The sequence below is a fragment of the Amycolatopsis speibonae genome, assembly GCF_042647925.1.
In the GTDB taxonomy this organism is placed as follows: Bacteria; Actinomycetota; Actinomycetes; order Mycobacteriales; family Pseudonocardiaceae; genus Amycolatopsis; species Amycolatopsis speibonae.
The window spans coordinates 17,623-41,280 of the sequence record NZ_JBHRWK010000092.1 but is presented as its reverse complement, the minus strand read 5'-3'; the positions used below and the strand labels follow the sequence as shown (position 1 = coordinate 41,280).

The window sequence follows — 23,658 nt, the reverse complement described above, 5'->3', positions numbered from 1 at the left end:
TCCGAGCGAACCGGCATCGCGCCGCGGTCAGCCTCGGCGGTGTCGCAACACCGTGGCCTGGTTCACCGGCTCCACGATGAAGTTCTTCTTGGTGACCGCGAGCCGGAACCACATCCGGTCCAGCCCCACCACACACAGCCTGCGCACGCCGAGCCCGGCCATCGCGACGGCCGTCGACCGCCACTCCAGCGGGCGCAGGAAGCCGCTGAGCACCAGTTCCCGCACCGCACGGCCGGTCCGCAGGACCGAACCGTCCACATCGGACACCACGGGCACGGCGGGGTCGGCGAACGCGGTGCCGCGCAACACCTCCGTCTCGATCCGGTCGCGAAGCGGCCCGAAGGCACTGCAGTGCGCGGCAGGGCGCATGGCGTACAACGAGTACCCGCCCGCCTTGCCGACCCCGGCGGTGAACTCCTCCAGATGCTTCTCCGCCATGGTGATCAGGTAGTGGCCGTCGTCCACGTGCCCGGACAGGTCGTACCAGATCCCGCGATCGGACAGGTCCGCCAGCAGTTCGTCCATCCGTTCGGCGGCCACCCTGGTCACCACCTGGGTGACGAGATCCTGGTGCGCGGTACGGAAGTAGTCGAGTTCGCACTCGCCGACCCCGGCGGCGATCCGGACGGCGTCGGCGAACGGCAGGCATTCCGCGTACGCCGCGGCGATCAGCTCGCCGAAGCTCATGCCGACGCAGTAGCCGGGCTCGCCCAGGTTCTCCTTCGCCCAGTCCGCCAGGGAAAGCGCGTTCACCAGCGTGGCGGCACGAGCCGCGGGGGACGCGTAGTCGCCGGAGTCGCGCAGCGCGCGGGTGACCGAGTAGCCGAGCACCTCGTCGGCGACCGCGAGCCGTTCGCGCGCGAATGGGCTGAGTACGAGGAACTTGCCGATCTCGGCGAGCCGGAACCCGTCCAGGCCGGGAAAGAAGTACGCCGTTTCCGCCGCCGCGGTCATTCCACGGCTCCGCCGGCGAGTGCGGTGAGCTGACCGCGATCCGGTTTTCCGTTGCGGTTCAACGGGAACCGCTCGATCACGCGGATCCGGTTCGGCCGTTCGGACTCCGCCAGCACGTCGTCGACCAGCGGGCGCCAGTGCGCGGGTTCCCGCAGCTGTTCGTCCTCGACGAAGAGTGTCAGGCGCGCGCCACGCTGCTCGTCCGGCAGCGCGATCAGCTTCGCCGAGCAGCCCGCGGCGCTCACCTTGCGCTCGATGATCTCCGGGTACAGGGTGAAACCGTTGCGGTGCACGGCGAACTTGCGGCCGAGGACGAACACGTTGCCGTCCGGGTCCAGGTAGCCGAAGTCGCCGCTGCGGTAGGTCTCCTGGTCGGCGGGGTCGACAGTGCCGTCTTCGGCGAGGTAGCCGGTCAGGATGTCCGGGGTGTGGATGATCAGCTCGCCGATCTCGCCGGCGGCCACCGGCCGGTTCTCGTCGTCCACCGCCTCCACCGTCAGTCCCGGCATGGCGCGCCCGCAGCCGACCGCGTTCTCCGAGGTGGCGAAGGAGACGTTGCCCGCTTCCGTGCTGCCGTAGCTGTCCAGCAGCGGCAGCCCGAACTCCTCGACGTAGGCGTCCACCAGCGGTCCGTCCAATGGCGCGGCACCGCTGCAGAACATCCGCACCGTGCGCAGCTGGTCTTTGACCTGCGGGCGTTTGCGGAGGATGTTGAGCATGCTCCGGTAGGTGGCCGGGGCGGCGTCGACGACGGTGGCACCGCACTGCGCCGCCATGAGCATCGCCCGGTCCGGGCGGCGGTAGGGCGCGATCACCAGCGAGCACCGGGCCAGCCAGGCGATGCCCACCATGGAAATGCCGTACTGGTGGGAGAACGGCAGCAGCGGCAGCAGGACGTCCTGCTCGGTGTGGCCCACCTGGTCGGCGTTGCGCCGCAGGTTGCGCAGGAACCGCCCACCGTTCTTGACGATGCCCTTGGGTTCGCCGGTGGAGCCCGAGGACCACATCAGCAGGCTGTCGGGCAGCTCGCACCAGTCCTCAAAGGACACTCGGGGGTACGCGGGGGCGAAACCCGGCGCGTCGACCATCAGCTCGTAGATGAACGACGTTTCGTCGATGTCGGCCAGCGGCGCGTCCTCGTCGGCGATGACCAGTTTCACACTGGCACGCTGAGCGATCCGCCGAGTCTCTTCCGGACGCTCCTGCTGATCCACCAGCACGATCGAGGCGCCGACGTGCATCAGCGCGAACAGCGTGCTCACGTACCCGGCGGAGTTCCCTGCCTTGAGCATGACGCGGACACCGGGGCCCGCACCCCGCTGCCGCAGTGCCTCGGCGACGCCGACCACTTCGCGTTCGAGTTCGGAAAAGGTACGCACCGAGTCCGGGGCGAAAATTCTCGCAGTCATGGTATTCCTCCACACCGGGACGGAAAATCGCCGGAAATCCCCGGCGTCATGGGCGAACCAACGCAAGTACCGCCGAGGCGAGCCTAAAACCGTTGTTCGGGAACGGATACCCCTATCGCCCCCTTCGCACCGCGCCCCGCCCCAGCCCCGGCCCCGCGAGCGGGGCAGGCGGGCTCAGGCGATATGGCGCATGCGTTCCCAGAGCCGCGGCCAGCTGTCCAACGGCTGGTCGCAGATCCAAAGCGGAACGTCCAGCGCCAGGTTCTTCAGCCCGCCGTAAGCGTTTCCTGTCGTGCCCGCCGGTCGCACCGAGCCGAAGTACTTCCCCAGCTCACCGGGATCGGATCCGGCGAACAACACCGACGTCGTGTTCTCCGGCGGGACACCGAAGTACGCGTAGCCACGATGCGCGCTGTAGACGGCGAGCCCCGGCGCGAACTTGTCCAGGGCACCGGCCTGGGCGTAGTCCGCGGTGAGCACGACCGTGCCGGACGGCATCGTCCGCCGTACCCGCTCGACGGCGCCCGCGAACTCGGGCCAGCCCACGGTCTGCGCCGACTCAGCCAGCGCTTGGGGCGAGGTCGCCACCGAGGCGACCGGATAGATCGGGAGCATCAGCGCGGCGGCCAGCGCGGCCGAAACCGGCAGCACCGGCCAGGCCACCCACGGCACCCAACGGGTACGCGGTGACGGCCCGAGCCCGGCGGCGCCCGCGGCCAGCAACAGCGGGAAGACACCGGCCAGGTAGTCGGCGCGGCCGTTGATCGCGATGAACACCACCAGCAGCGCGACGACGGTGAACCCGAGGAAACGCCACTGCCGCAACCGGTCCGACCACAGCAGCCGTCCCGCGCCGAACAGGAGCAGAAGCGCGGGCAGCCCGGCCAGCGAAAGCAGGGTCGGCAGGTAGCCGACCCGGCCACCGGTGGCCTCGGCGGACTGTGCGATCGCTTCGCTCATCTCGATCTGCGGCCAGCCGTTCGCGGCCTGCCAAAGCACTGTCGGCAGCGCGCACACGATCGCGATCGCGGCACCCGCCCAGAGCATCGGACGGCGCAGAAGTTCCCGTGGCCCGGCGAGCGCGGCCGCCGCCACCGCGAACACCAGGAAGAACACGATCAGGTACTTGGCCTGCAACGCCACCCCGGCGGCGATCCCGAGCAGGAGCAGCAGCCGATCGTCCCTGGTGCGCACCCAGCGCACCAGCAGCAGGGTGGCCAGCGCCCAGAAGAACATGTCCACCGAGTTGGTCGCCAGCCAGTGCCCGGCCAGCAGCGTGATCGGCGCCGCGCCGTAGGCCGCCGCGGCGATCACCTGCGCCCGCCGCGCGCCGCCGAACTCGCGGGCGATCATCGCGGTGACGAGCACACCCAGCACCGCGAGCAGGATCGCCGGCAGCCGCAGCACGACCAGCGAACCGCCCGAGACGTGGTCGAGCGCCCAGGCGAGCAGCGGCACCAGCGGCGGCTGGTCGACGTAGCCCCAGTCCGGATGCGCGCCCGCGGCGAGGAAGTAGAGCTCGTCGCGGTGGTAGCCGTAGGAGCCGCTGGTGACCAGCAGCGCCAGCCCGACGGCGGCGGCCACGATCGCGACCGGTGCCCGGGCGAACACCGGTCGACGGTCGACGTCCTGGACTTCGGTCGCCGACGGGATCACCGTCGCCGAAACGCTCTGTTCCACTGAGCTCCCCCACCGCACTGGTCCCGGGTTCCCCCGGGCGACTTCGGACCGCGCGCGATGACCCCTGCCATCGGCGTCCGGATCGCCCGACCGTACTGTCGGTCGCGCTCCTTCCTCTACCGCGACAAAGTGTTCTGGGGCCGCGTAGGGGATGGCTAGGGGTTCGTCCCGGCACGACGGGGAAGACTTCCGTGGAACGATGCGGCCATTGGTTGTTCCCGTTTCCGGAGAGGACTTTCCATGGTGACCGCCACCCAGAGCCGCGCCGGTGATCTCCGGCTGGGCACGACCCTGCTCGCCGCCAAGGCGCTGGTCCGGCTCAGCGGGGTGCTCGGCGATCCGTTCGCGGATCTGTTGCGCGGTCAGGAGAATCCGTATCCGGTGCACCAGCGGGTCCGGGACCTCGGGCCGCTGCACCGCAGCAAACTCGGGCCGTGGCTCACCGCCAGCCATCCGCTGATCGACTCGATCCTCCGTGACAAACGCTTCGGAATCCGTACCACCGAAGGAAAGCTGTTGAACGGTGGGCTCAAGGACGTGCCGAAGCTGGACGTGTCCTTTCTGGAACTGGACCCGCCGGACCACGGCAGGCTGCGCCGTCTGGTCGCGCCCTCGTTCGGCCCGCGCACGATCGAACGCTTCCGGCCCGCCGTCGAACGCGCCTGCGAAGAGCTGCTCGACGAGCTGGAGCGCGAAGACGGTTTCGATCTGATGACCGGGTTCGCCACCCGGCTGCCGCTGGTCGTGATCGGCCAGTTGCTCGGCATCGGCGAAGACCGCTGGACGGACTTCCTGCGCCACGGCGCGGTGATCGGCGCGACGCTCGACGGCGTCAGCTCGGTGAAGTTCGCCAAGCAGCTGCGTATCTCGATCCAGGAGCTCACGGTCCTTTTCGGTGAGCTGATCGACCAGCGGCGGGCCGAGCCCCGTGACGATCTGACCACCAGTCTCGTTCAGGCGAGGGCCGAGGAGAAGTTGACCCCCGAGGAGCTGGTCAACATCTTCGGCCTGCTGGCCATCGCGGGGTCCGAGACCACGGCGAACCTGATCGGCAACGGAACGCTGGCCCTGCTGCGTCATCCCGACCAGTGGGCCCAGCTGCGCGAGAACCCGGGCCTGGCGGCGAAAGCCGTCGAAGAGACACTGCGCTACGAGTCACCGGTGCAGCAGTCACAGCGGTTGCCGCACGAGGATGTCGAGCTGCACGGCACGGTCATTCCCGCGGACACCCAGGTGGTGCTGCTGATCGGCGCGGCGAACCGCGATCCCGAGGTTTACACCGAACCGGACCGGTTCGACCTCAACCGCACGGACGGCCCGGACCACCTGTCCTTCTCCAGCGGCATCCACTACTGCATCGGCGCGCCGCTGGCCCGGCTGGAGGGCGAAGTGGCGTTCCAGGCCCTCGCCGCCCGGATGCCGAAGCTGAAGGTGGTGGCCGAGCCGAAGGTGCGCCGGTCGCTGGTGATCCGCGGCCTGCGGACCCTCCCGCTGAGCAAGTCGTGAACAGGGTGCGCCAGGGCTCACACCCCCTGGCGCACCACCTTGAACAGCTCTGGGCCGCGGCTCTCGAGCCGTCGGTACGCCTGACGACCGCACTGCCACCACATCACCACGCCGACGCCCACCCCGACGGGCACGGCCAGCCAGCCGAGCACGGGGCTGTCATCGACCAGGCCCAGGATCAGCAGGGCGGTCGAGGGGCCGATCGCGGTGAGCAGCAGCGGGATCAGGCCCAGCTGGAGGTAGTGCGGGTTGGTGCCCGAGGTGAACGGATTGCTGTCGGCGTTCTGCGGCACCGGGTACGCGGCGATCACCGAGAGCAGCACCACCGAGCCGGCGCAGCCACCGATACCCGCGGGCAGGAGCGCGAGCACCCACGGCCAAGCCCAGTCCAGTCCACTGAAGACGGTGAAGCCCACGGTGAGCGCGATACAGAACGGCGCCACCACGAGCGCCCACGCCAGCTGACGACCGCGGACGTCGGCCCGCGCGGAATCGGGCGCCACCAGCGTGTGCCACATGCCGCCGCCATCGAGTCCGTAGAGGTTCGAAGTCTCCGCGCAGGCGAGGCCGAGTACGAACAACCCGGCGAACGGCAGCAGCAGGTCGGCGCCGCTCAACGCCGGCACCACCGCACCCGGCAGCGCGGCCAGCGAAGTGACCAGCACCGCCCGGCGACGCGCGTCGCGGCCCCAGGTGAGCAGTTCCTTGTGGACGACACCGCCCAGCGGGGTCGCCGGCAGCAGCCGGACCAGCAGTCCGTCGGATCCGGCCCGGCGACTGCGGCCGGTCGCGGCCCTGGCCGTGATCCGGCGTTCGATCAGCGGCGCCCACGCGAGCAGCAGCAGCCCGATCAGCACCGCGAGCCCGAGCAGCGCGCCGAACGCGATCAGCCAGTCGGCCCGTGCCGCCGCCTCGACCGCCGCGATCCCCCAGCCCGACGGCAGCAGGTGCAGAAGGGTGGAGAACCCCGGCGCGTTCCCGCGCACGATCTCCGGCCCGAGCGACTGGATCGGGTACCGCAGCAGGAAACCGCAGACGCAGAGCACCGCGACCAGCAGCAGCGCCAGATCCCGCCCGCGGCGTGACCTCAGCGCGGCGCCGAGGGCGGCGAGGACCACCCGCGAGACGAGGACGAAGAACACCGTCTGCAGCAGCAGTGCCGGAATGGCGACCAGCGTCGCACCGGTGCCGAGACCGGCGCCGAACACCACCAGCGCGACCCCGGCGAGGAGGGTGACCAGCGAGCCGCCGCCGACGAAGGCGACCCCGAGCAGTCCGGTCGCCAGCTGCCGGGAGGTCATCGGGAACAGCACGAAATGCTCCGGGCGCAGGGTCTCGTCCCCGCCGCCGGAGAGCAGCGGCACGAGGATCCAGCCGGCGAACCAGGCCAGGAACACCATGCCGAGCAGGTCCGCGGTGATCTTGTCGGTGTCGAGGCCGACCGCCGCCAGCCCGATGGTGAGCGCGGCGCCGAGCAGGCCGAGCAGCAGCTTGCCGATACTGGTGATCGCCTGCTCAGGCCGGAAGGAATGGGTCAGCACCCGCAGGCGCATCCGGATCAGGACGAGAGCCACGCGAGCCCCTCCGCCCCTTCGGTGTGCCCGCCGACCAGCGCGACGAACGCCTGCTCGAGGCCTTGTTCGCCGCCCCGGACCTCGTCCACCGGCCCGACCGCGACCACCTTGCCGTCCGACATCACGCCGACGTGGTCGCACATGAGCTCCACCAGCGCCATCACGTGGCTGGACAGCACCACCGCGCCGCCCGCGGCGACGAACCGGTTGAGGATGATCCGGATGGTGGCCGCCGACACGGGGTCCACCGCTTCGAACGGCTCGTCGAGCACCAGCAGCTTCGGGGCGTGCAGCAGCGCGTTGGCCAGGCCGATCTTCTTCCGCATGCCCGCGGAGTAGTCCACGATCAGCGTCCGCTCGGCCTCGGCCAGCCCCATCACCTGCAGCAGCTCGGTTGCCCGCGAACCGGCGGTCTCCCGGTCCAGGCCGCGCAGGAGGCCACTGTAGACCAGCAGCTCACGGCCGGTGAGTCGTTCGGGCACGGACAGTCCGTCCGGCAGTACCCCGATCAACGCCTTGGCCTTGGCCGGTTCACGCCACACGTCCACGCCGAAGATCCGCACGGAGCCGGCGTCCGGCCGCAGCAGGCCGACGGCCATGGACAGGGTGGTGGTCTTCCCGGCGCCGTTCGGCCCGACCAGGCCGAAGAACGAGCCGCGGCGGACCGTGAGGTCGGCCGAGTCGACCGCGACCTTGTCACCGAACACTTTCCGCAGCCCGGAGATCTCCAGCGGGGCCGAGGCGTCGTCGGTCGTCACGGGGGCCGTCGTCGCTTCTCGCACCGCTCGATTGGAGCACAGCCCGCCTCCGCGCACCCTCGTCAATCGGTACCAAGACCCGCGGGCGCCTCCTCCCTTTTGATGAGGCGAATATCCGTCTCTACGCCGATCGCCAGGAGATGGGGAGATCAATAACATCGGTGCAATCAGATCTTTATGTCCGATTTCCCGGCTACGGCGAAGGGTTCAGATGACCGCGCGAATGGCTCGGAAGTGCTCGTTACTGCTGGTCACCGTGCTTGTCTTCGCAACTGGATGCAAAGAAGCCGACAAGGCCCAGGCCACCACCAGCAGGGCGAAGACGTGCGTGCAGGCTCTCGACCTGGCCGCCATGGTGCCGGACTACAAGAACCGCGAGCGGGACGCCGACGAGCTCCAGAACCGGGCGGGCAAGCTGCGCGAGCTGGCCGGATCGGTCTCCGACAAGGAGGTCGGCGGGGCCGTCGGCGGCCTGGCCGACCAGTACGCCAAGTCCCAGCGGAACAAGCGGGAGACGGTCGAGACGTTCGCCCACTGGGTCCGCGACACCGTCCGGAACATCGACAAACTCAAAGAGGCGTGCATCTCATGACCGCCGGCAGCGGGGCCGGCCCAGGCACCCGCCTGATGCACGTGGACGCGCTCCGAGGGTTCGCCCTGCTGGGCATTCTCGCCGTGAACATGGCACTGTTCTCCTCCGGTTTCGCGTTCACCGGAATCGCCGATCCGGCATTCGATTCCTGGGTGGACAACGCGGTCGAGTGGACCATTTTCTTTTTGTTCACGATGAAGTTCTATCTGCTTTTCTCTTTCCTTTTCGGATACAGCTTCACGCTGCAGATGGATTCGGCCGAGCGTAAGGGCACCCCCTTCAAACCGGCCTTCCTCCGGCGGCTCGCGGCCCTGTTCGTCCTCGGCATCGCGCACGCCGTGCTGCTGTTCCCCGGTGACATTCTGGCGACATACGCCGTCCTCGGCCTGATTCTGCTCGCTGTCCGCAACATCCGCCCACGGACAGCGATGATTCTCGCCTGCCTGCTGACCGTCGTCACGACGGTCGCGATGGTGCTGGTCGGCCTGTCCGGGGCGATCGCCACGGACCCGGCGTCGGCGCTCATCGAAGGCGCCCGATCAACCGAAGCGCTGCGCGGGAGCGCGGGCCAGGTGCTGTCCGAGCACCTCAAGACGCTGCCGTGGAGCCTCGGCACGCTAGCCGTACAGGGCCCGCTCGCCTTCGCCTCCTTCCTGATCGGGCTGGCACTGGGCAAGCACCGGGCGCTGGCGGACCCGGCCGCACACGGGCAGCTACTGCGGTTGCTCCAATGGGTCGGTCTGCCGGTCGGACTGTCCGGAGCGCTGATCTTCGCCAGCTTCGGCGGCACCCACGACACGCTGGCCACCGCGGTCGGTTATGCCACCGCACCCCTGCTGACCGCCGCTTATGTGGCCACGGCCCTGCGGATCTTCTCTTCGCCACGCCTCCGGATCCCGACCGAATTCCTGGCCGCGGGCGGCCGGATGGCGCTGACCAACTACCTCACCCAGTCGCTCGTGTGCGCCCTGATCTTCACCGGCCTCGGCGCCGGGCTGATCGGCGAGCTGCGGCCGGGCACCGTGCTGCTGCTGACCCTCGGCCTGTTCGTCGCCCAGCTCCTGGCGAGCAGGCTGTGGCTGCGACTGTTCCGTTACGGTCCGGTCGAATGGGTGCTACGCGCGGTCACCTATGGCTCCTGGTCCCCGACGCCGGCCGCGGCGCGGACCTCGAAGGCGGCCGCCTGATCTCACCCCGACGAGGTAAAAGACTCGTTAATCCTCAGCCGCGGCGCGACCCGCGGGGCCGGTTGGCCACTAACCAACCGGCCTCAGTCGGGACGAGTGGCGATCAAGCATGTCCACAAGCAGAAAGAACGACCCCACTCAACCCCTATGCTCATAGGAACCCCTACCCGTACTTCCGGATAAACGCCGCCCCCACAGCTCCATTCAGGTGAACTCGCCTGGAAAAGTGACACCCCGCTCACCGGCACCCCGCGATCCGTCTCCGTGGAACCCGTCACCGTTACACCCGATCAGGTGGTACGGTCACCTCACTCACTCGCGAATTCTGGGGAATTAGTGCTGAGTCAATGCAACGGTGATGTCACAAAAGCCCTGTGGGGGGACACCATGTCGATCGCAGAAAGAGATATCTTTTTTGATCAGCTGAACAAAGTGTATGAGAATGGCGGCAGGGGTCGGGCTTGCCTCGTCTCCGGTGGCGTCGCCAGCGGCAAGACCGAACTACTGGAACGGCTCAACGACCAGGCGATCGACTCCGGCGCGCTGGTCCTCAGCGCGACGGCCTCGCTGGCAGAGCAGACTCTCCGAATGGGTGTCATCGGACAGTTGTTCCGGAACGCGGCATTGCCCGAAACCGTCTTGGCGAAAGCGGAATACCTGCTTTCCGCCGGCTTGGTCACCAGCAGGCGGCCCGGCCACGACCCGCTGGCCTTCGATCAGACGGCCCTGCTGCTCGCACAGGCGATCTGCGCGCTCGTGCTCGAACTGGCCAAGGAAAGGCCGGTCGTGATCACAGTGGACGACGCGCACTTCGCGGATCAGTCATCCACCGACACCCTGCTTCATCTGCAGCGGCGGATCCGGTCCGCCAGGGTCCTGCTGGTCCTCGCGGAACGAACAGGGGAAGGCTCGGCCCGGCTCCGGACCGAGGTCATGCGGCAGCCGCATTCCCGGCACGTCCGGCTCCAGCCCCTGTCCGAAGCAGGCGTCGGCGAACTGCTGGGCGAACGGCTGGACAGTATCCCCGCCGCGTCCTTCGTCACCGGCTGCGCGGAACTGACCGGTGGCAATCCGATGCTGGTGTGCGCGCTGGCGGAGGACTGGCTGGCCGCCACCGCGGTGGCCGGAAGCGGCCGGACCCTTCCGCCGGTCCCGGTCACCGGGGAGAACTATCGGCAGGCGGTGCTGTCCTACTGTCACCGCGCCGATCCCGACGCCGCCCGCGTGCTGCGGGCGGTGGCCGTGCTCGACGAACTCGCCACGGCCGCCAACGTGGCCAAGGTGACGGAGATGTGCCCGTCCCACGTCGTCGACCTACTCTCCCTTGTGGACAGCGGCGGGCTGACCGTCGGCGGCCGGTTCCGTGACCCGGCGGCCAGGAACGCGGTGCTGGCCGACCTCGATCGCCAGGAGCACACGGCCCTGTGCCTGCGCACGGCCAAGCTGCTGCACGACGAGGGAGCCGAGGCGGCCGAGGTCGCGGCCTACATCGCCGCTTCGGGAGAATCCGGCGAGATGTGGGCGGTCAACTTCCTGCGGGACACCGCGGAACAGGCGGTCGCCCAGGCGGACCTCCGTGCCGCGGTGTCCTATCTGGACCTCGCGCGGCGCACCTGCTCCGACGAGCGGCAACGGGCGGAACTGACCGTCCGGCTGACCGGCGTGCAGTGGCTGGTGGACCCGGCCGCGTCCGGTCAGCACCTGAGCCTGCTCACCGCCGAGCTGCAGCAAGGGAAGCTGGCGCAGGAGCACGCGCCCGCGTTGGCCCGATGGCTGGCCTGGCACGGTTTCGCCAACGAAGCCAAGGAGGTACTGGCCGGTCTCCGGGACACGATCGCCGACGCCGGCCCCGCGCTGACCGCCGACTACCGGATGACCGTGCAGTGGCTGCGGTTCTTCCATCCTCGACTGCTGGAGGACACCGTCGACCCGGCTTTCGCGGATCGGGGCGAGGCCGCCGGCAGCACCCTGTTCACCGTACTGAAGGACGGCGCGACCTCGGACAGCGTGCACGAGGCCGAGCAGGTGCTGCAGAGCTGGCGGATGAGCGACATGCCCATCGAGTGCGCGCTGTCGGCACTGCAGACGCTGTTGTACGCGCAGTGCCCGAACCGTGCCACGGAGTGGTGCAAGGAGCTGCTGGCCGAGGCGGAGAACCGCAACGCGACCACGTGGCGGGCGATCCTCACCGATCTGCGCGCGGCGATCGCGCTCCAGCTGGGCAACCCGTCCGAAGCGCGTGCCCACGCGCTCAAGGCGCTGGAGATCATGCCGCCGCAGGGCTGGGGGGTGGCGATCGGCTCGCCACGGGCGCACCTGGTGCTGGCCAACACCATGATGGGCAGGTTCGACGAAGCGGCCGAGCAGCTCACTCACATGATGCCGCGCACGACGCACCAGACCCGGTTCTGGCTGCAGTACCTGCAGGCACGCGGGCGCTACCACCTGGCGACCGACCGGCTGCACGCCGCGCTGGACGACTTCCAGATGGCGGGCGACCGGTCCCGCCGATGGGGGCTGGACTACCCCGCGCTCACCCAGTGGCGCAGCGACGCGGCCAGGGTGTACGTCCGCCTCGGCCGCGGCGATGTGGCTCAGCGCCTCGTCACCGAGGAGCTGGAGCTGCCCGGCAGCCGGGGGCCGCGGATCAGGGCGGTCGCGCTGCGGGTGCTGGCCTCGACCGACAATCTCCGCAAGCGGGTCCCGCTGCTGCAGGAGGCCGCGGATCTGCTGCAGCACTGTGGTGACCCGTACGAGCTGGCCTACACCCTGGCCGACCTGAGCCAGGCCGGTCAGGTGCTCGGCGAGACGAACCGGGCCAGGATGTTCGCCAGACGGGCGATCCAGCTCTCGAAGGTCGCGCACGCCAACGTGCTCCACAGCCGGCTGATCGTGCACAGCAAACCGCTGGCGGGCTCGGCCGAGGTCGCGGACGAGTTCAACCCGCTGGAGCCGCTGAGCACGGCGGAACGGCGGGTGGCGGTGCTGGCCGCGCTCGGCCACAGCAACCAGGAGATCAGCCGGAAGCTGTGCGTCACCGTCAGCACGGTCGAGCAGCATCTGACCAAGACGTACCGCAAGCTCAAGGTCAGCCGCCGCACCGATCTGCCCACCGAGCTGGCGGGCATCGCCTGACGGCTCTTCTCACCACAGACGGCGGCCCCGCACTTTCCGGGAAGTGCGGGGCCGCGGTCTGTGCGGTCGGGATCGTCAGGGTTTCGGCACCAGCCGGATGTGCAGGACGGTGTTCCGCTCGACCGCCTCGCGGCTGTAGAGCAGCGGGACGTATTTGCCGGTGCGCCACTTCTCGGTCATCGCTTCGTAGCCCGGCGAATTCGGGTCACCGGACTGCCCTGGCGCGTTGATCATCTGCGCGGCGTCCCAGTTCCCCACGTCGAGCACCATCCGGAACGAGGGTCCGGCCAGGCCCTGGTAGTCGACCGGGCTGTAGATCGAGGAGTTCACCGTGTGCCACGACCCGCCGATCGGCACCGGCCCCGCGTTCCAGCGGTCGGCCGTCGGCTGGTCGACCTTGGGCGCCAGCGGATGCGCGAACTCCACCCGGTGCAGCTCGCCCCATTTCCACTTCGCCGAATCCTCGCCGCCGCGCCGCTGGGCATCCGCCATCGCGGTACCGAGAGTCTTCAGCAGCAGCTGGTCCCTGACGGCGGCGCCACCGGCACCGAAATACCGGTCCGGGTTCTCCATGGCGTCCATCAGCACCGCCTGGTCCGGCAGGAAGATCGCGCCTGCCACCGCCGGGGGCAGCACCGAGTACAGGAAGTTCGGCCCGAGGTGCCACATGAACCACACCTCGAACAGCAGCGCGGGCGCGCTTCCCGCGTCCAGCACCCCGTTCCAGCTCTTCAGCAACGACAACGCTTCGGCCACCGCCGGATCGGTGCCGCTCAACGGCTGCAGCAGCGTGACGAGCCGCCGTGCCTGCAGGGAGAGCTGGTCGTTCTGCAGCGTCGCGGAGTCGGAGGGCGTGCTTCGCGGCTTCGATCCCAGCACCTCGTTGATCCGCTGGTAGCGCGAAGGATTGCTCCATTCGTAGCCCACGTCCGGCGTCGTCCCGTTGTACTCGTTGGCGGTGACGACGAGCCCGTTCGCGGGGTTGTGGACCCGTGGCAGTTCCGCGGCGGGCACGAAGCCGTTCCAGTCGTATCGTCCGTCCCCCGGCACCGGCAGGAGTCCGTCGTACCCGGTCCGCCGCGGCGCGAGTCCGCCGACGGCCATGCCGATCTCCCCGGACGAGTTCGCGTACACGTGGTTGAGCCCGGGTGCGCCCCAGGTGTCCACCGACTGCTTGAACTCGCCGAAGTTCTTGGCCCGCAGGTGTTTCAGGCTGCCGTAGTACGGTGACATGCCCGGCTCCAGCCACGCGGCTCGCACGGCGTAGGCACGGTTGCCCGCGGTGTCCGTCTTGATCACCGGGCCGTGCCGGGTGAACTGGAGCACGACCTCCTTGGTGCCCCCGTCACGCAGCGGAATCCGCTCGGTGACGGTGGTGAACTTCTCCCAGCCGCCGCCGTAGCGGTACCGGCTCGGATCGGCGGGATCGAGTTCGTAGACGTAGAGATCCTCCTGGTCCATCGCCGAGATCGTCAGGCTGAACCCGGAGACCTCGTTGTGCCCCAGCGAGATCCCTGGCGCGAACGGTTCACCGGCGCCGATCACGTCGAGCCCCGGCGCGTTCAGGTGTGACACGTACCTGGTCGCGGGCGACGGCAGGGCGCGGTGCGGATCCGAAGCGAGTACCGGCCGTCCGGTGCTGCTCCGGTTCGTGCCGACCACCCAGGCGTTGCTGCCCTCCGGTGCCTCGACGAGCGGTTCGGCCAGACTCGCACCCGCGCTGAAGTCCAGGCCGCCGGTGGCGAGGGTGAACACCCGCGTCACGTCGGCGGGCAGCGCGCACGGGTCGAGCCCGGCCGGAACCCGCGGGCTGTGCGCGGGTTCGAGCCGGACCCGGTACCGATCGGCCTCGATCCCGCCGGCACAGGCGATCTTCGCGCGCGCCACCTCGCTCTTGAGGTTCTGACTGAGCCCGTGCGCGCGGATCCGCACCACGTCCTCAGCGCTCCAGCGGGCCGGGGTATACCCGAGTTTCCGGAATTCCTCGGGCAGCGCGGCGGGATTGGCGGCCAGGAAGTCCACATAGGCGTTGACGCCGTCGGCGAACCGCGTCGCGGCGAGCTTGCCCTCCGGCCCGTACTCGGCCCACTCCTGCGTCATGCCCCCGCGGTAGAGGAACAACCGAGAAGCCCTGTCCTGCTCCGCGAACGAATCACCGAGCACTTCGGAAAGCAGGCCCAAACCCTTGCGCCGCCACAGGTCCATCTGGAAGATTCGATCGCGTGCGGCACCGAAACCCTGCGCCAGGAACACATCCGGGGTGTTCCGCGCGTAGATGTGCGGCACACCCGACTTGTCGACCAGCAGGTCCACCGGTTCGGTCAGGCCCCGTACCTGCTGCGTGAGCGACGGACGGCCAGGCGTCGCATCGGCCGTGACGGGGGGCATCCCCGCCACGCCGACGAGGAAAACGATCCCGAGAAGACACAGCCGCCATCGCATAGCAAACATCCGAGACCTCTTCACCCACGGCAGCACGTCACCTTTTTGTTCTCCGCACGCTACTGAGCGCCTCGACGGGAAAGCAGCCCCTAGCCGCCACCAACTGACCCCTATCCGTCGCGGAACACGCGTTTTCCCGCTGACGACAAATGTTCCCGCTGGTCGTCAGCGGCGGTACTGGGTGCCGTAGGGGCGTCGCTAGGGGTTGACGCTCCCGTCGCGCGGCCGACATCCTGGGAAACCCGGACGCACCGACGCGGGAATCTTCCGTCCCGCGACACCCGCGACTTTCTCGAGGCTCAGCACGCGAATAGTGGATTTGGGGGCTGCTCGCACAGAGGACGCCGTCAGCGGGTATCACGGTTGAATTCTCCATTCACGATCGCAGGAAAGTGACTCAATGGGAAAAAATCTCTACGACCTCGGGGAACTGCCTCCCATGGGTCATGTCCCGGATCAGATGCACGCACAGGTACTGCGCCGAGACCGTTACGGTCAACCGGACCAGGCTTTTCAGCACGAGGTACTGCCGACCCCGCGGCCCGGATACGGTCAAGTCCTCGTCTTCGTGATGGCCGCGGGGATCAACTACAACAACGTGTGGGCCGCTCTCGGCAAACCGCTGGACGTCATCGGGATGCGGCAACGGCACGGCGAGCCGGAAGACTTCCATATCGGCGGTTCGGACGCATCCGGCATCGTGTGGGCGGTCGGCGACGGTGTTCGCCAGGTCAAGGTCGGCGATGAGGTCGTCCTGTCGGGCTGCCAATGGGACGAGCGCGCGGCGGACATCCGGATGGGTGCCGATCCGATCAGCTCGGTGACCCAGAAGGCTTGGGGCTACGAAGTGAACTACGGTTCGTTCGCGCAGTTCACCCTGGTCGACGAGTACCAGTGCCACCCCAAACCCGCTCAGCTTTCGTGGCCGGAAGCAGCGTGCTTCATGGTCTCCGGAGCGACGGCGTACCGGCAGCTCTGCGGCTGGCAGCCGCACACGGTCCAGCCCGGCGACGTGGTCCTCATCTGGGGTGGCGCGGGCGGACTCGGCTCGATGGCCATTCAAATCGTCCGCCTTTTCGGGGGCATACCCGTCGCGGTGGTGTCCTCGGAATCCAGGGCGGATCATTGCAAGGCACTCGGCGCCGCCGGCGTCATCAATCGCAAGGATTTCACTCATTGGGGCCCGCTCCCGGACGCGTCGGACACCGCGGCGACAAAAGCGTGGATGAGCGAGGTCAAGAGGTTCCGCTCCACACTGTGGGGTATCGTCGGCGAAAGCCGTAACCCCCGTATCGTCTTCGAACATTCCGGCCAGGACACACTGCCCACCTCGGTTTACATCGGCGACAACGCCGGCATGATCGTGATCTGCGGCGCCACCACCGGCTATCACGCGGACATCGATCTGCGGTTCCTGTGGATGCGCCAGAAACGGCTGCAGGGATCGCATTTCGCCAACTTCAAGCAGTGTCGTGCGGTGACGGAACTGGTGGCGGCGAATCGCTTGGACCCGTGTTTGTCGACGACGGTGGAATTCCACGAGCTGGGGCAGGTGCATCAAAGGATGCTCGCCAACGAGCTGCCTCCCGGCAACGCGGCCACCCTCGTCAACGCGACCGAGTAATACTCGCAGGATTGCACTAGAAGGAGTCCGGTCATGTCTTTGACCACCTCGCACCAACTCGATGAGATCTGCATCGACGGTCGCGAACTGACGATCAACGAGCTCGTGCTTGCCGCTCGATCTCCTGGTACGCAGGTGTTCACGCTCTCCGCGGATTCGCGGCGGCGCATCGAAGCATCCAACGACCTCAAGCACGAGCTTGTCACGTCCGGACTGCCGATCTACGGCGTGACCGCCGGATTCGGCGACAGCAACACCCGTCAGGTTTCGAAGCACAAGACCGCCCAGCTGCAGGACAACCTGATCCGCTTCCTGTCCACCGGCGTGGGCCCTTACGCCACACCGGAAGTCGCTCGGGCGACGATGGTCGTCCGGGCCAACTGCCTCGCCCGCGGCGCGTCCGGGGTCCGCCCGGAACTCATCCAGACCATCGTGGACTGCCTCAACGCGGAGATCCTGCCGCGCATCCCCGAGCGCGGCTCGGTGGGCGCCAGCGGCGACCTGGTCCCCCTGAGCTATCTGGCGGGCATGATCACCGGACAGGGCACCGTGTCCCATCGAGGGATCCTCAAGCAGGCGGCGGACGCGCTGCGAGAGTGCGGGATCCAGCCGCTCACCCTGGAGGCCAAGGAAGGCCTCGCGCTGGTGAACGGAACGTCCTTCTCTTCGGCGTACGCCGCGCTCGCCGTGCACGACGCCGAGCGGGTCGCCGAAGTCGCGGAGTGCTGCACCGCCATGGCGAGCCAGGTACTCGCCGGAAACCCGGCCCACTTCGCGGAGTTCCTGTTCCTGCAGAAGCCGCATGACGGGCTGATGACCAGCGCCCGCGCCATCAGGCGGATGCTCACGCCCGTCGCGTCGATCGGCGAAACCACCATCCATCCCGATGTGAACTTCCGTGAACTCGAACACCCGATTCAGGACCGGTATTCGATTCGCTGCGCCCCGCACGTCATCGGGGTGGTGCGGGACACGGTCAACTGGGTGCGCAACTGGCTCACCGTGGAGGTCAACTCCTCCAACGACAATCCACTGTTCGACGCGGCGACCGGCACTGTCCACAATGGCGGGAACTTCTACGGTGGACACGTCAGCCAGTCGATGGACTCGGTGAAGACCGCCGTGGCCAGCGTCGGCGACCTCCTGGATCGCCAGCTCGAACTGATCGTCGACGAAAAGTTCAACAACGGGCTGACCCCGAACCTGATCCCGCGGCTCACCCACGACAATTTCGAAGCCGGCCTTTTCCACGGTTTCAAAGGAATGCAGATCACCGCGTCCGCGCTGGCGGCGGAGGCTCTCAAGTGGACGATGCCGGCGACGTCGTTCTCCCGGTCGACCGAGGCGCACAACCAGGACAAGGTCAGCATGAGCACGATCGCGGCCCGTGACGCGCGATCCGTCGTCGAACTCGTGCAGCAGATCGCCGCGATCCAGCTGATCGCCCTGTGCCAGGCCGCCGACCTCCGCGGGCTCGACTACCTCAGCCGCCCGACGCTGGCCGTCTACCACCAGATTCGCGCGGTATCCCCGTTCCTCGACCGCGACCGCGCGCTCGACGAGGACATCGAACGGGTCACCGCCCTCATCAAGTCCGGCGAACTGACCATCGACCCCATGCCATGAGACAGGTCTTCGCGGAGCCGGCGATCACGTGCGAGGACAGATCGGACGGCGTACGGATCCTTCGTTCCACCGAGCCTGTGGGCGCCTGCCCGCGTTCGCTCGCCGAGCCACTCCGCACCTGGGCCCGCGAGACGCCCGATCGAGTCCTCGCGGCCGAACGTACTTCGTCCGGCGGCTGGCTTCCCGTTTCGTATGGTGAAGCGCGAACTCAGGTCGACGCGCTGGCTCAGGCGTTGCTCGATCGGGGTCTCGGGCAGGAAAGCCCTTTGCTCGTGTTGTCCGGGAACACGATCGACCACCTCCTGCTCACGTTGGCTTGCTACACCATCGGGGCGCCGATCGTCCCGGTGAGTGTGGCGTACTCGGTCCGGTCGGCCACTCACCTTCGGCTGCGGGCGATCACCGAACTCGTGCGCCCCGGCATGGTGTTCGCCGATGACGGTGAGCTGTTCGGCGCCGCGCTCGACGCCGTGAGAGCCGTCGCCGGCCCGGCCTGTCGCGAACTGGTGGCCCGCGACGCGCGAGGACCACGCCACGAGTCGCTCGACGGGCTGCTGCGGACGACCGTGACCGCCGATGTCGATCGAGCGTTCCATGCGGTGAACGGTGACGATGTCGCCAAGATCCTCTTCACCTCGGGGTCCACCGATGTCCCCAAGGGCGTACTCAACACACACGCCATGCTGGGCGCCAATCAGCAGATGCTCCGGCAGATCTGGCCGTTCGTGACAAGGACCCCGCCGGTGCTGACCGACTGGTTGCCGTGGAGCCATACCTTCGGCGGCAACCACAACCTGCATCTCGCGCTGTGCAACGGCGGAAGTCTGTACATCGACAACGGGAAGCCGACCCCGGACCTCTTCGAGCGCACCCTTGAAGCGCTGCGATCCGCTCCCCCCACCATTTGTGTCAACGTCCCGGCCGGCTACGCCATGCTGGTCCATCGGCTCGAACAGGACCACGCACTCGCCTCGCAGGTTTTCGGTGCGGCCGAGCTGATCCTCTATGCCGGAGCCGCTCTCGACAGTGGCCTTCGGAGCAGGCTTCGCGAGCTTGCGAAAAAAGCGACAGGACGCGATATCCCGGTGGTCTCGTCATGGGGAGCGACCGAAACGGGACCGGCCGCGACTTCGACCTACGGCTCAGTCCGCGACGGCATGGGTGTGCCGCTGCCCGGGGTCTCGGTCAAGCTCGTGCCCCACGGCGCCCGTCAGGAAATCAGGGTGCTCAGTCCTTCGGTGACCCCGGGCTATGTCGGCAAGAAGAGCGACGACGTCTTCGACGACGAGGGCTACTACCGCACTGGCGACGCCGCCCGGCTCCTCGATGACAGCGACCCTCGCAAAGGCTTGGTGTTCGACGGCCGGATCGCCGAGGATTTCAAGCTGTCCAGCGGAACCTGGGTCGCGCCCGGACGTCTTCGGGAGACCTTGCTCGCCACGACCGGGATCCTGGCCGACGCGGTGGTGGTCGGAGCGGACCGGTCGTCCGTCTCGGCGTTGTGCTGGCTTCGAGCCGGCCAGGACGACGACGATCCGGACGTACGGCTGCACCTGGCGCGCAAACTGGCCGAGCTGAATCAGGGCGGGGGATCGGCCGCCCGGATCGAACGTCTGCTGCTGGTCACCGAGCCGCCCAGTCTCGATCACGGTGAAATCACCGACAAGGGGTACATCAACCAGCGCGCCGTTGTCACCCGGCGAGCGGCTCTGATTGCGTTGCTGTACCAGGAGCCGATCGATCCTGCCGTCGTGCGCCCGGCATACGCGGCGACGATTCCGCAGGTGTAGCCGGTGTCCGCTCGGCGGTGATCCGCGAGCCGTGATTCGAGCTCGACAGAGTGCGGATCGCTCCGCAGAGCGAGGGATACGGGTTGCACTCCCCCATGACTCCCACACCCGGCCGACTCGGTACCGCGGCGTCGGTGGACGTCGGCACGGCGAACAGCGCGGGCGCCAGGCCGGCCGCGAGTTTTCGCGTCATCGTCATTGTGTTCCCCCTCGATCGCATTGCCTGCCCGAACGGGCGAAACCCACTCTGCGGCTCGGCTTCCCGCGGCGGAGCGGTTCACGAACAATTGGGACGCTGGGACAAGAACATGCTCTCCACCAGCGAAACGTCTAGCGGGTGAGACGGTCCAAGGTGATCTCCGCGAGGATTCGTGGCGTTCGCGGGTTTGACCGCGTTCGGCGCTGGGATCACGACGAGGCAGCCTGGTCATCGAGCGTGGCCTGCCCCTCCCGCGCCTCGGAGACCGCGACCTAGATCCGGGGCAAGACCTGCGACGCGCCGAGCAGGTCGTCCGAGCCTTCGCCGAGCGCGGTGGTCGCGAGCCGCAGTGCCTCGGCCAGGTCACCACGCTGCCGTGCGACCTCACCGAGCCCGCGGTGTAGGGTCCGCCAGTCGTCGCTTGCCCAGTCGTCACTGGCGACGAGATTCAGCTCCGAGGCACCGCTTGCGGCTCGGTCCTCAGTGGACGGTCGTCCGCCGGGAAGGCGTCAGGTGGCGGGCCGCCGACGACTGTCCAACGCGTCTCGCCGTACCTGCCCGGTGTGCTCGCTGATCGCGCCGAGGCGGTCGGCCAGCTGGAGATGATCGGCCGTCAGGTGATCTCGCATGTCGGACAGGGGGGTCAAGAGATCGGCCGCGTCGTTCTCGCCGAGTGCCGTATTGAGCTTGTCAGCCCTTTTCCGGCCTTCCGCACTCAATCCCTCCAGCGCACCGGCCTGCCCGGCCAGTTGCCGCAATGTCGTCGAATTGCGCCGCGCCCACTCCGAGACCGCCCGGTCGCCGGCGCGCCGATCACGTTCGGCGTCGACACGCGCTTCGCCTGTCCGCTCGCCACCGTCCGACGGCCGCAGCCGCAGGAACCGGCGCTCCGCCGCCTGACGGCTGGCGACCCCCAACGCCGGAGCCAGCGAAGTCCAGCTTGCCCCTTCCGCACGGGCCGCCGCGATCAGCTCCGGTTCCCAGGAGGCGAACTCCTCACGAATCGCCCGCAAGGACTCCAAAGCGGCCAAGAGCGACTCCGGCCCGGCCGTGCCGGAACGGGCAGCCAGCACCACGTCGTACAGGGCACGCGCCCGGTCCGCGAGGTCAACCTCAGTCATGTCATCCTTTCGACGACTCGGGTGTTGTCATCGGTTCGATGACATGTTAGAACAGTGGGGCGTGTTGACACCAGACAACGAACCCAGGAGGTGGAACCCGATGTTGATGCGCACCGACCCGTTCCGTGAGCTGGACCGTCTCACCCAGCAGGTGTTCGGCGCCACGAATCCGGGAACCTGGTCCAAACCGGCCACGATGCCGATGGACGCCTACCGCGACGGCGACGAGTTCGTCGTCTGCTTCGACCTTCCCGGCGTCGACGCCGACGCGATCGAACTGGACGTCGAACGCAACGTCCTGACGGTCAAGGCGGAACGACGGCCGATCCCCGGCAAAGACGTCCAGATGCAGGTTTCCGAACGCCCGCTGGGCGTCTTCTCCCGTCAGCTGTTCCTGGGCGACGCCCTCGACACCGACCGCATCGCCGCCGGGTACGAGGCCGGGGTGCTGACCCTGCGCATCCCGGTCGCGGAGAAAGCCAAACCGCGGCGCATCCGGATCGGCGGCTCCGAGACCGATCGCAAGGAAATCAACGCCTGAGAGTCGCGCTCGTGGTGGGGCCGGCCGGTCACCGGCCCCACCACAGGCAGCCGCGGACGAAAGGACACCCCGTTGATCGCGACGCTCGCCCCTCCGGCCCGTTACCCCGTCCCCGCCGCGCTTTGGGACTATCTCGCCGAAGTCACCGACGCTCTCGGGATCGGCCTGGAATCCTGCACTGTCGACCACGACAACCCGGTCTCGGCCTACGTCGCACTCGACGGCAGACTCCCCGGCCACCCCGATCGGGACGTCGCCCTGCTCTGGGACGAGGTCCACGGCTGGGCGATCGCGGTCGAGACCCACTCCGGCGAGGACCTCATCGTCGTCTGCTACCTCGGCGGAAAAACCATCGCCCCGACAGCGGCCCGAGTCGCGCGATTCGTCCAAGCCCTCCGGAAAAGCGATCGCTGTGTCGGACAGCTGACACCACCGTCGCTCCGCATCGCGACCGACCGCGCCGACCTCGAACGCCTGCTCGATCGCCGTACTCGGGCGACAATCCGCGTCGCTGTGTGAAGACGGACTCCCGTTCCTGCCGCGTCCCGCTCGTTTCGGCGCCGGGGAAGGGGGTATCCGGGGTTCGGACATGAAAGAGACCAGCTCCTAGGGAGGCGTTTGATGAGTACGATCACCAAATCCGTCGATGTCGAGGCGCCGGTCAGTGACGTCTACAACCAATGGACCCAGTTCGCCGAGTTCCCGCGATTCATGGAAGGCGTGGAGCGAATCGAGCAGCGTGACAACACGCACACCCGCTGGACCATCAGCATCGCCGGGGTCACCCGTGAATTCGACGCCACCATCACCGAGCAGCATCCGGACGAACGGGTCGCCTGGAAGTCCGACGACGGCCCGAACCACGCAGGTGTCGTCACGGTGCACCGCCTCGATGACCGGCACACCCGGGTGACCGTCCAAATGGACATCGATCCGGAAGGGTTCGTGGAGAACGTCGCCGACAAGGTCGGCATCCTCGACCGCCGCGTCCAAGGCGATCTCGACCGGTTCAAGACCTTCCTCGAAGACCGCGGCGGCGCCGAGACCGGCGCTTGGCGTGGTGATGTGGGCCGTCCCGGACAGCCCTGAACCTCGCCACCGGCCAGGGGCGTGGCCGGCGGCAGGGCAAGGCGGGCGGCCGGTTCTCCCGACCAGCCGCGCACACCATGGGGTCGGGTCTCCGCATCAGGGGATCCGACCCCAGCCCTGTGCCGGGCTTCCTGGGACGAGGCAGGAAAAGTGCTCAGCCCGGCAGCGCCGAGAACACCGGTCGGAGGTGGTGCTGGTCTTCCTGCCGGAAGCCAACCAGACGGGAGAGAACCACCATCTGGATCTTCAGTCTCCCGCGAGGAGAGCCGGTTCGCGGGTGAGCGAATCTCAGAACTTCTCCAAGGCCCCGGTTTGTGCACCGCTTCCCCACCGCTCTTGTCGCCGCGGACCAGGTACTGCGGCGCCTCCGGCGAAGTTCGTAAAGTGCGACCGGCCGCTTCGGTGTCCGAGTGGAAACGCTGTCCCATGAC

The 23,658-nt window shown here is 68.2% G+C and carries 17 protein-coding genes and 1 pseudogene; 10 read left to right on the top strand and 8 right to left on the bottom strand.

Annotated elements, in window-relative coordinates; translation table 11 throughout:
* Positions 1-27: 27 nt before the first annotated feature.
* The 3 genes from ACFOSH_RS39045 to ACFOSH_RS39035 all read right to left on the bottom strand — a co-directional run bounded on the left by ACFOSH_RS39045 (position 28) and on the right by ACFOSH_RS39035 (position 4,043).
* Positions 28-954: an ACP S-malonyltransferase gene (locus ACFOSH_RS39045; RefSeq protein ID WP_378245938.1), complete on the bottom strand. Its 927-nt coding sequence runs from the start codon at positions 952-954 to the stop codon at positions 28-30.
* Positions 951-2,363: a class I adenylate-forming enzyme family protein gene (locus tag ACFOSH_RS39040; protein WP_378245936.1), complete on the bottom strand. Its 1,413-nt coding sequence runs from the start codon at positions 2,361-2,363 to the stop codon at positions 951-953. Before ACFOSH_RS39040 ends, ACFOSH_RS39045 begins: the two co-directional genes overlap by 4 nt.
* Before the next feature lie 174 nt (positions 2,364-2,537).
* The gene (locus ACFOSH_RS39035; RefSeq protein ID WP_378245934.1) at positions 2,538-4,043 is read right to left on the bottom strand and encodes an ArnT family glycosyltransferase; all 1,506 of its coding nucleotides are present in this window, start codon (positions 4,041-4,043) and stop codon (positions 2,538-2,540) included.
* A gap of 240 nt (positions 4,044-4,283) precedes the next feature.
* Between ACFOSH_RS39035 and ACFOSH_RS39030 the strand changes: the two genes are divergently transcribed.
* Positions 4,284-5,549: a cytochrome P450 gene (locus ACFOSH_RS39030; protein WP_378245932.1), complete on the top strand. Its 1,266-nt coding sequence runs from the start codon at positions 4,284-4,286 to the stop codon at positions 5,547-5,549.
* Positions 5,550-5,566: 17 nt separating this feature from the next.
* On the opposite strand, the gene ACFOSH_RS39025 is transcribed toward ACFOSH_RS39030, so the two are convergent.
* Both ACFOSH_RS39025 and ACFOSH_RS39020 read right to left on the bottom strand, forming a co-directional pair.
* Positions 5,567-7,123, bottom strand: coding sequence for a hypothetical protein (locus tag ACFOSH_RS39025; RefSeq protein ID WP_378245930.1), 1,557 nt, complete (start codon positions 7,121-7,123; stop codon positions 5,567-5,569).
* The gene (locus tag ACFOSH_RS39020; RefSeq protein ID WP_378245928.1) at positions 7,108-7,881 is read right to left on the bottom strand and encodes an ABC transporter ATP-binding protein; all 774 of its coding nucleotides are present in this window, start codon (positions 7,879-7,881) and stop codon (positions 7,108-7,110) included. The genes ACFOSH_RS39025 and ACFOSH_RS39020 overlap by 16 nt, the downstream gene beginning before the upstream one ends.
* Positions 7,882-8,092: 211 nt before the next feature.
* On the opposite strand from ACFOSH_RS39020, the gene ACFOSH_RS39015 reads away from it, so the two are divergent.
* The 3 genes from ACFOSH_RS39015 (at position 8,093) to ACFOSH_RS39005 (ending at position 12,795) form a co-directional block, all read left to right on the top strand.
* Positions 8,093-8,473, top strand: coding sequence for a hypothetical protein (locus ACFOSH_RS39015; protein WP_378245926.1), 381 nt, complete (start codon positions 8,093-8,095; stop codon positions 8,471-8,473).
* On the top strand, positions 8,470-9,660 hold the full coding sequence (locus ACFOSH_RS39010; RefSeq protein WP_378245924.1) for a DUF418 domain-containing protein: 1,191 nt from the start codon (positions 8,470-8,472) through the stop codon (positions 9,658-9,660). Before ACFOSH_RS39015 ends, ACFOSH_RS39010 begins: the two co-directional genes overlap by 4 nt.
* A gap of 387 nt (positions 9,661-10,047) precedes the next feature.
* Positions 10,048-12,795 carry a helix-turn-helix transcriptional regulator gene (locus tag ACFOSH_RS39005; RefSeq protein ID WP_378245922.1) on the top strand — a complete coding sequence of 916 codons (2,748 nt, stop codon included), beginning with the start codon at positions 10,048-10,050 and terminating at the stop codon, positions 12,793-12,795.
* Between the two features lie 75 nt (positions 12,796-12,870).
* Here ACFOSH_RS39005 and ACFOSH_RS39000 read toward each other — a convergent pair whose 3' ends face one another.
* Complete coding sequence (locus ACFOSH_RS39000; RefSeq protein ID WP_378245920.1) at positions 12,871-15,237, bottom strand: penicillin acylase family protein; 2,367 nt, start codon at positions 15,235-15,237, stop codon at positions 12,871-12,873.
* A gap of 400 nt (positions 15,238-15,637) precedes the next feature.
* On the opposite strand from ACFOSH_RS39000, the gene ccrA reads away from it, so the two are divergent.
* Genes ccrA through ACFOSH_RS38985 form a run of 3 tightly spaced genes read left to right on the top strand, consistent with a single transcriptional unit; the run spans position 15,638 to position 20,277 of the window.
* Positions 15,638-16,861, top strand: coding sequence for a crotonyl-CoA carboxylase/reductase (gene ccrA / locus ACFOSH_RS38995; protein WP_378245918.1), 1,224 nt, complete (start codon positions 15,638-15,640; stop codon positions 16,859-16,861).
* Positions 16,862-16,894: 33 nt separating this feature from the next.
* Entirely contained in the window at positions 16,895-18,487 is a 1,593-nt protein-coding gene (locus ACFOSH_RS38990; protein WP_378245916.1) for an HAL/PAL/TAL family ammonia-lyase, read from the top strand.
* Positions 18,484-20,277, top strand: a complete 1,794-nt coding sequence (locus ACFOSH_RS38985) for a feruloyl-CoA synthase (protein ID WP_378245914.1) — start codon at positions 18,484-18,486, stop codon at positions 20,275-20,277. The genes ACFOSH_RS38990 and ACFOSH_RS38985 overlap by 4 nt, the downstream gene beginning before the upstream one ends.
* 708 nt (positions 20,278-20,985) lie before the next feature.
* On the opposite strand, the gene ACFOSH_RS38980 is transcribed toward ACFOSH_RS38985, so the two are convergent.
* The gene (locus ACFOSH_RS38980; protein ID WP_378245912.1) at positions 20,986-21,597 is read right to left on the bottom strand and encodes an HSP18 transcriptional regulator; all 612 of its coding nucleotides are present in this window, start codon (positions 21,595-21,597) and stop codon (positions 20,986-20,988) included.
* A gap of 100 nt (positions 21,598-21,697) precedes the next feature.
* On the opposite strand from ACFOSH_RS38980, the gene ACFOSH_RS38975 reads away from it, so the two are divergent.
* The 3 genes from ACFOSH_RS38975 to ACFOSH_RS38965 all read left to right on the top strand — a co-directional run bounded on the left by ACFOSH_RS38975 (position 21,698) and on the right by ACFOSH_RS38965 (position 23,227).
* Positions 21,698-22,138: an Hsp20/alpha crystallin family protein gene (locus ACFOSH_RS38975; protein WP_378245910.1), complete on the top strand. Its 441-nt coding sequence runs from the start codon at positions 21,698-21,700 to the stop codon at positions 22,136-22,138.
* 72 nt (positions 22,139-22,210) lie between these two features.
* Complete coding sequence (locus tag ACFOSH_RS38970) at positions 22,211-22,657, top strand: DUF6292 family protein (protein WP_378245908.1); 447 nt, start codon at positions 22,211-22,213, stop codon at positions 22,655-22,657.
* 102 nt (positions 22,658-22,759) lie between these two features.
* Positions 22,760-23,227 carry an SRPBCC family protein gene (locus ACFOSH_RS38965; protein ID WP_378245906.1) on the top strand — a complete coding sequence of 156 codons (468 nt, stop codon included), beginning with the start codon at positions 22,760-22,762 and terminating at the stop codon, positions 23,225-23,227.
* Between the two features lie 317 nt (positions 23,228-23,544).
* Here the strand turns inward: ACFOSH_RS38965 and ACFOSH_RS38960 are convergent.
* A pseudogene (locus tag ACFOSH_RS38960) lies at positions 23,545-23,655 on the bottom strand (HVA1 family protein); the annotation flags it as partial.
* Between the last annotated feature and the right edge of the window lie 3 nt (positions 23,656-23,658).

What these genes read in the sequence shown, in the direction of transcription:
- ACFOSH_RS38980 (WP_378245912.1), bottom strand. Translation starts at nt 21,597, where the DNA reads ATGACTGAGGTTGACCTCGCGGACCGGGCGCGTGCCCTGTACGACGTG.
- ACFOSH_RS39010 (WP_378245924.1), top strand. Translation starts at nt 8,470, where the DNA reads ATGACCGCCGGCAGCGGGGCCGGCCCAGGCACCCGCCTGATGCACGTG.
- ACFOSH_RS38965 (WP_378245906.1), top strand. Translation starts at nt 22,760, where the DNA reads ATGAGTACGATCACCAAATCCGTCGATGTCGAGGCGCCGGTCAGTGAC.
- ccrA (WP_378245918.1), top strand. Translation starts at nt 15,638, where the DNA reads ATGGGAAAAAATCTCTACGACCTCGGGGAACTGCCTCCCATGGGTCAT.
- ACFOSH_RS39040 (WP_378245936.1), bottom strand. Translation starts at nt 2,363, where the DNA reads ATGACTGCGAGAATTTTCGCCCCGGACTCGGTGCGTACCTTTTCCGAA.
- ACFOSH_RS39000 (WP_378245920.1), bottom strand. Translation starts at nt 15,237, where the DNA reads ATGCGATGGCGGCTGTGTCTTCTCGGGATCGTTTTCCTCGTCGGCGTG.
- ACFOSH_RS39005 (WP_378245922.1), top strand. Translation starts at nt 10,048, where the DNA reads ATGTCGATCGCAGAAAGAGATATCTTTTTTGATCAGCTGAACAAAGTG.
- ACFOSH_RS39045 (WP_378245938.1), bottom strand. Translation starts at nt 954, where the DNA reads ATGACCGCGGCGGCGGAAACGGCGTACTTCTTTCCCGGCCTGGACGGG.
- ACFOSH_RS38975 (WP_378245910.1), top strand. Translation starts at nt 21,698, where the DNA reads ATGTTGATGCGCACCGACCCGTTCCGTGAGCTGGACCGTCTCACCCAG.
- ACFOSH_RS38985 (WP_378245914.1), top strand. Translation starts at nt 18,484, where the DNA reads ATGAGACAGGTCTTCGCGGAGCCGGCGATCACGTGCGAGGACAGATCG.
- ACFOSH_RS39030 (WP_378245932.1), top strand. Translation starts at nt 4,284, where the DNA reads ATGGTGACCGCCACCCAGAGCCGCGCCGGTGATCTCCGGCTGGGCACG.
- ACFOSH_RS38990 (WP_378245916.1), top strand. Translation starts at nt 16,895, where the DNA reads ATGTCTTTGACCACCTCGCACCAACTCGATGAGATCTGCATCGACGGT.
- ACFOSH_RS39015 (WP_378245926.1), top strand. Translation starts at nt 8,093, where the DNA reads ATGACCGCGCGAATGGCTCGGAAGTGCTCGTTACTGCTGGTCACCGTG.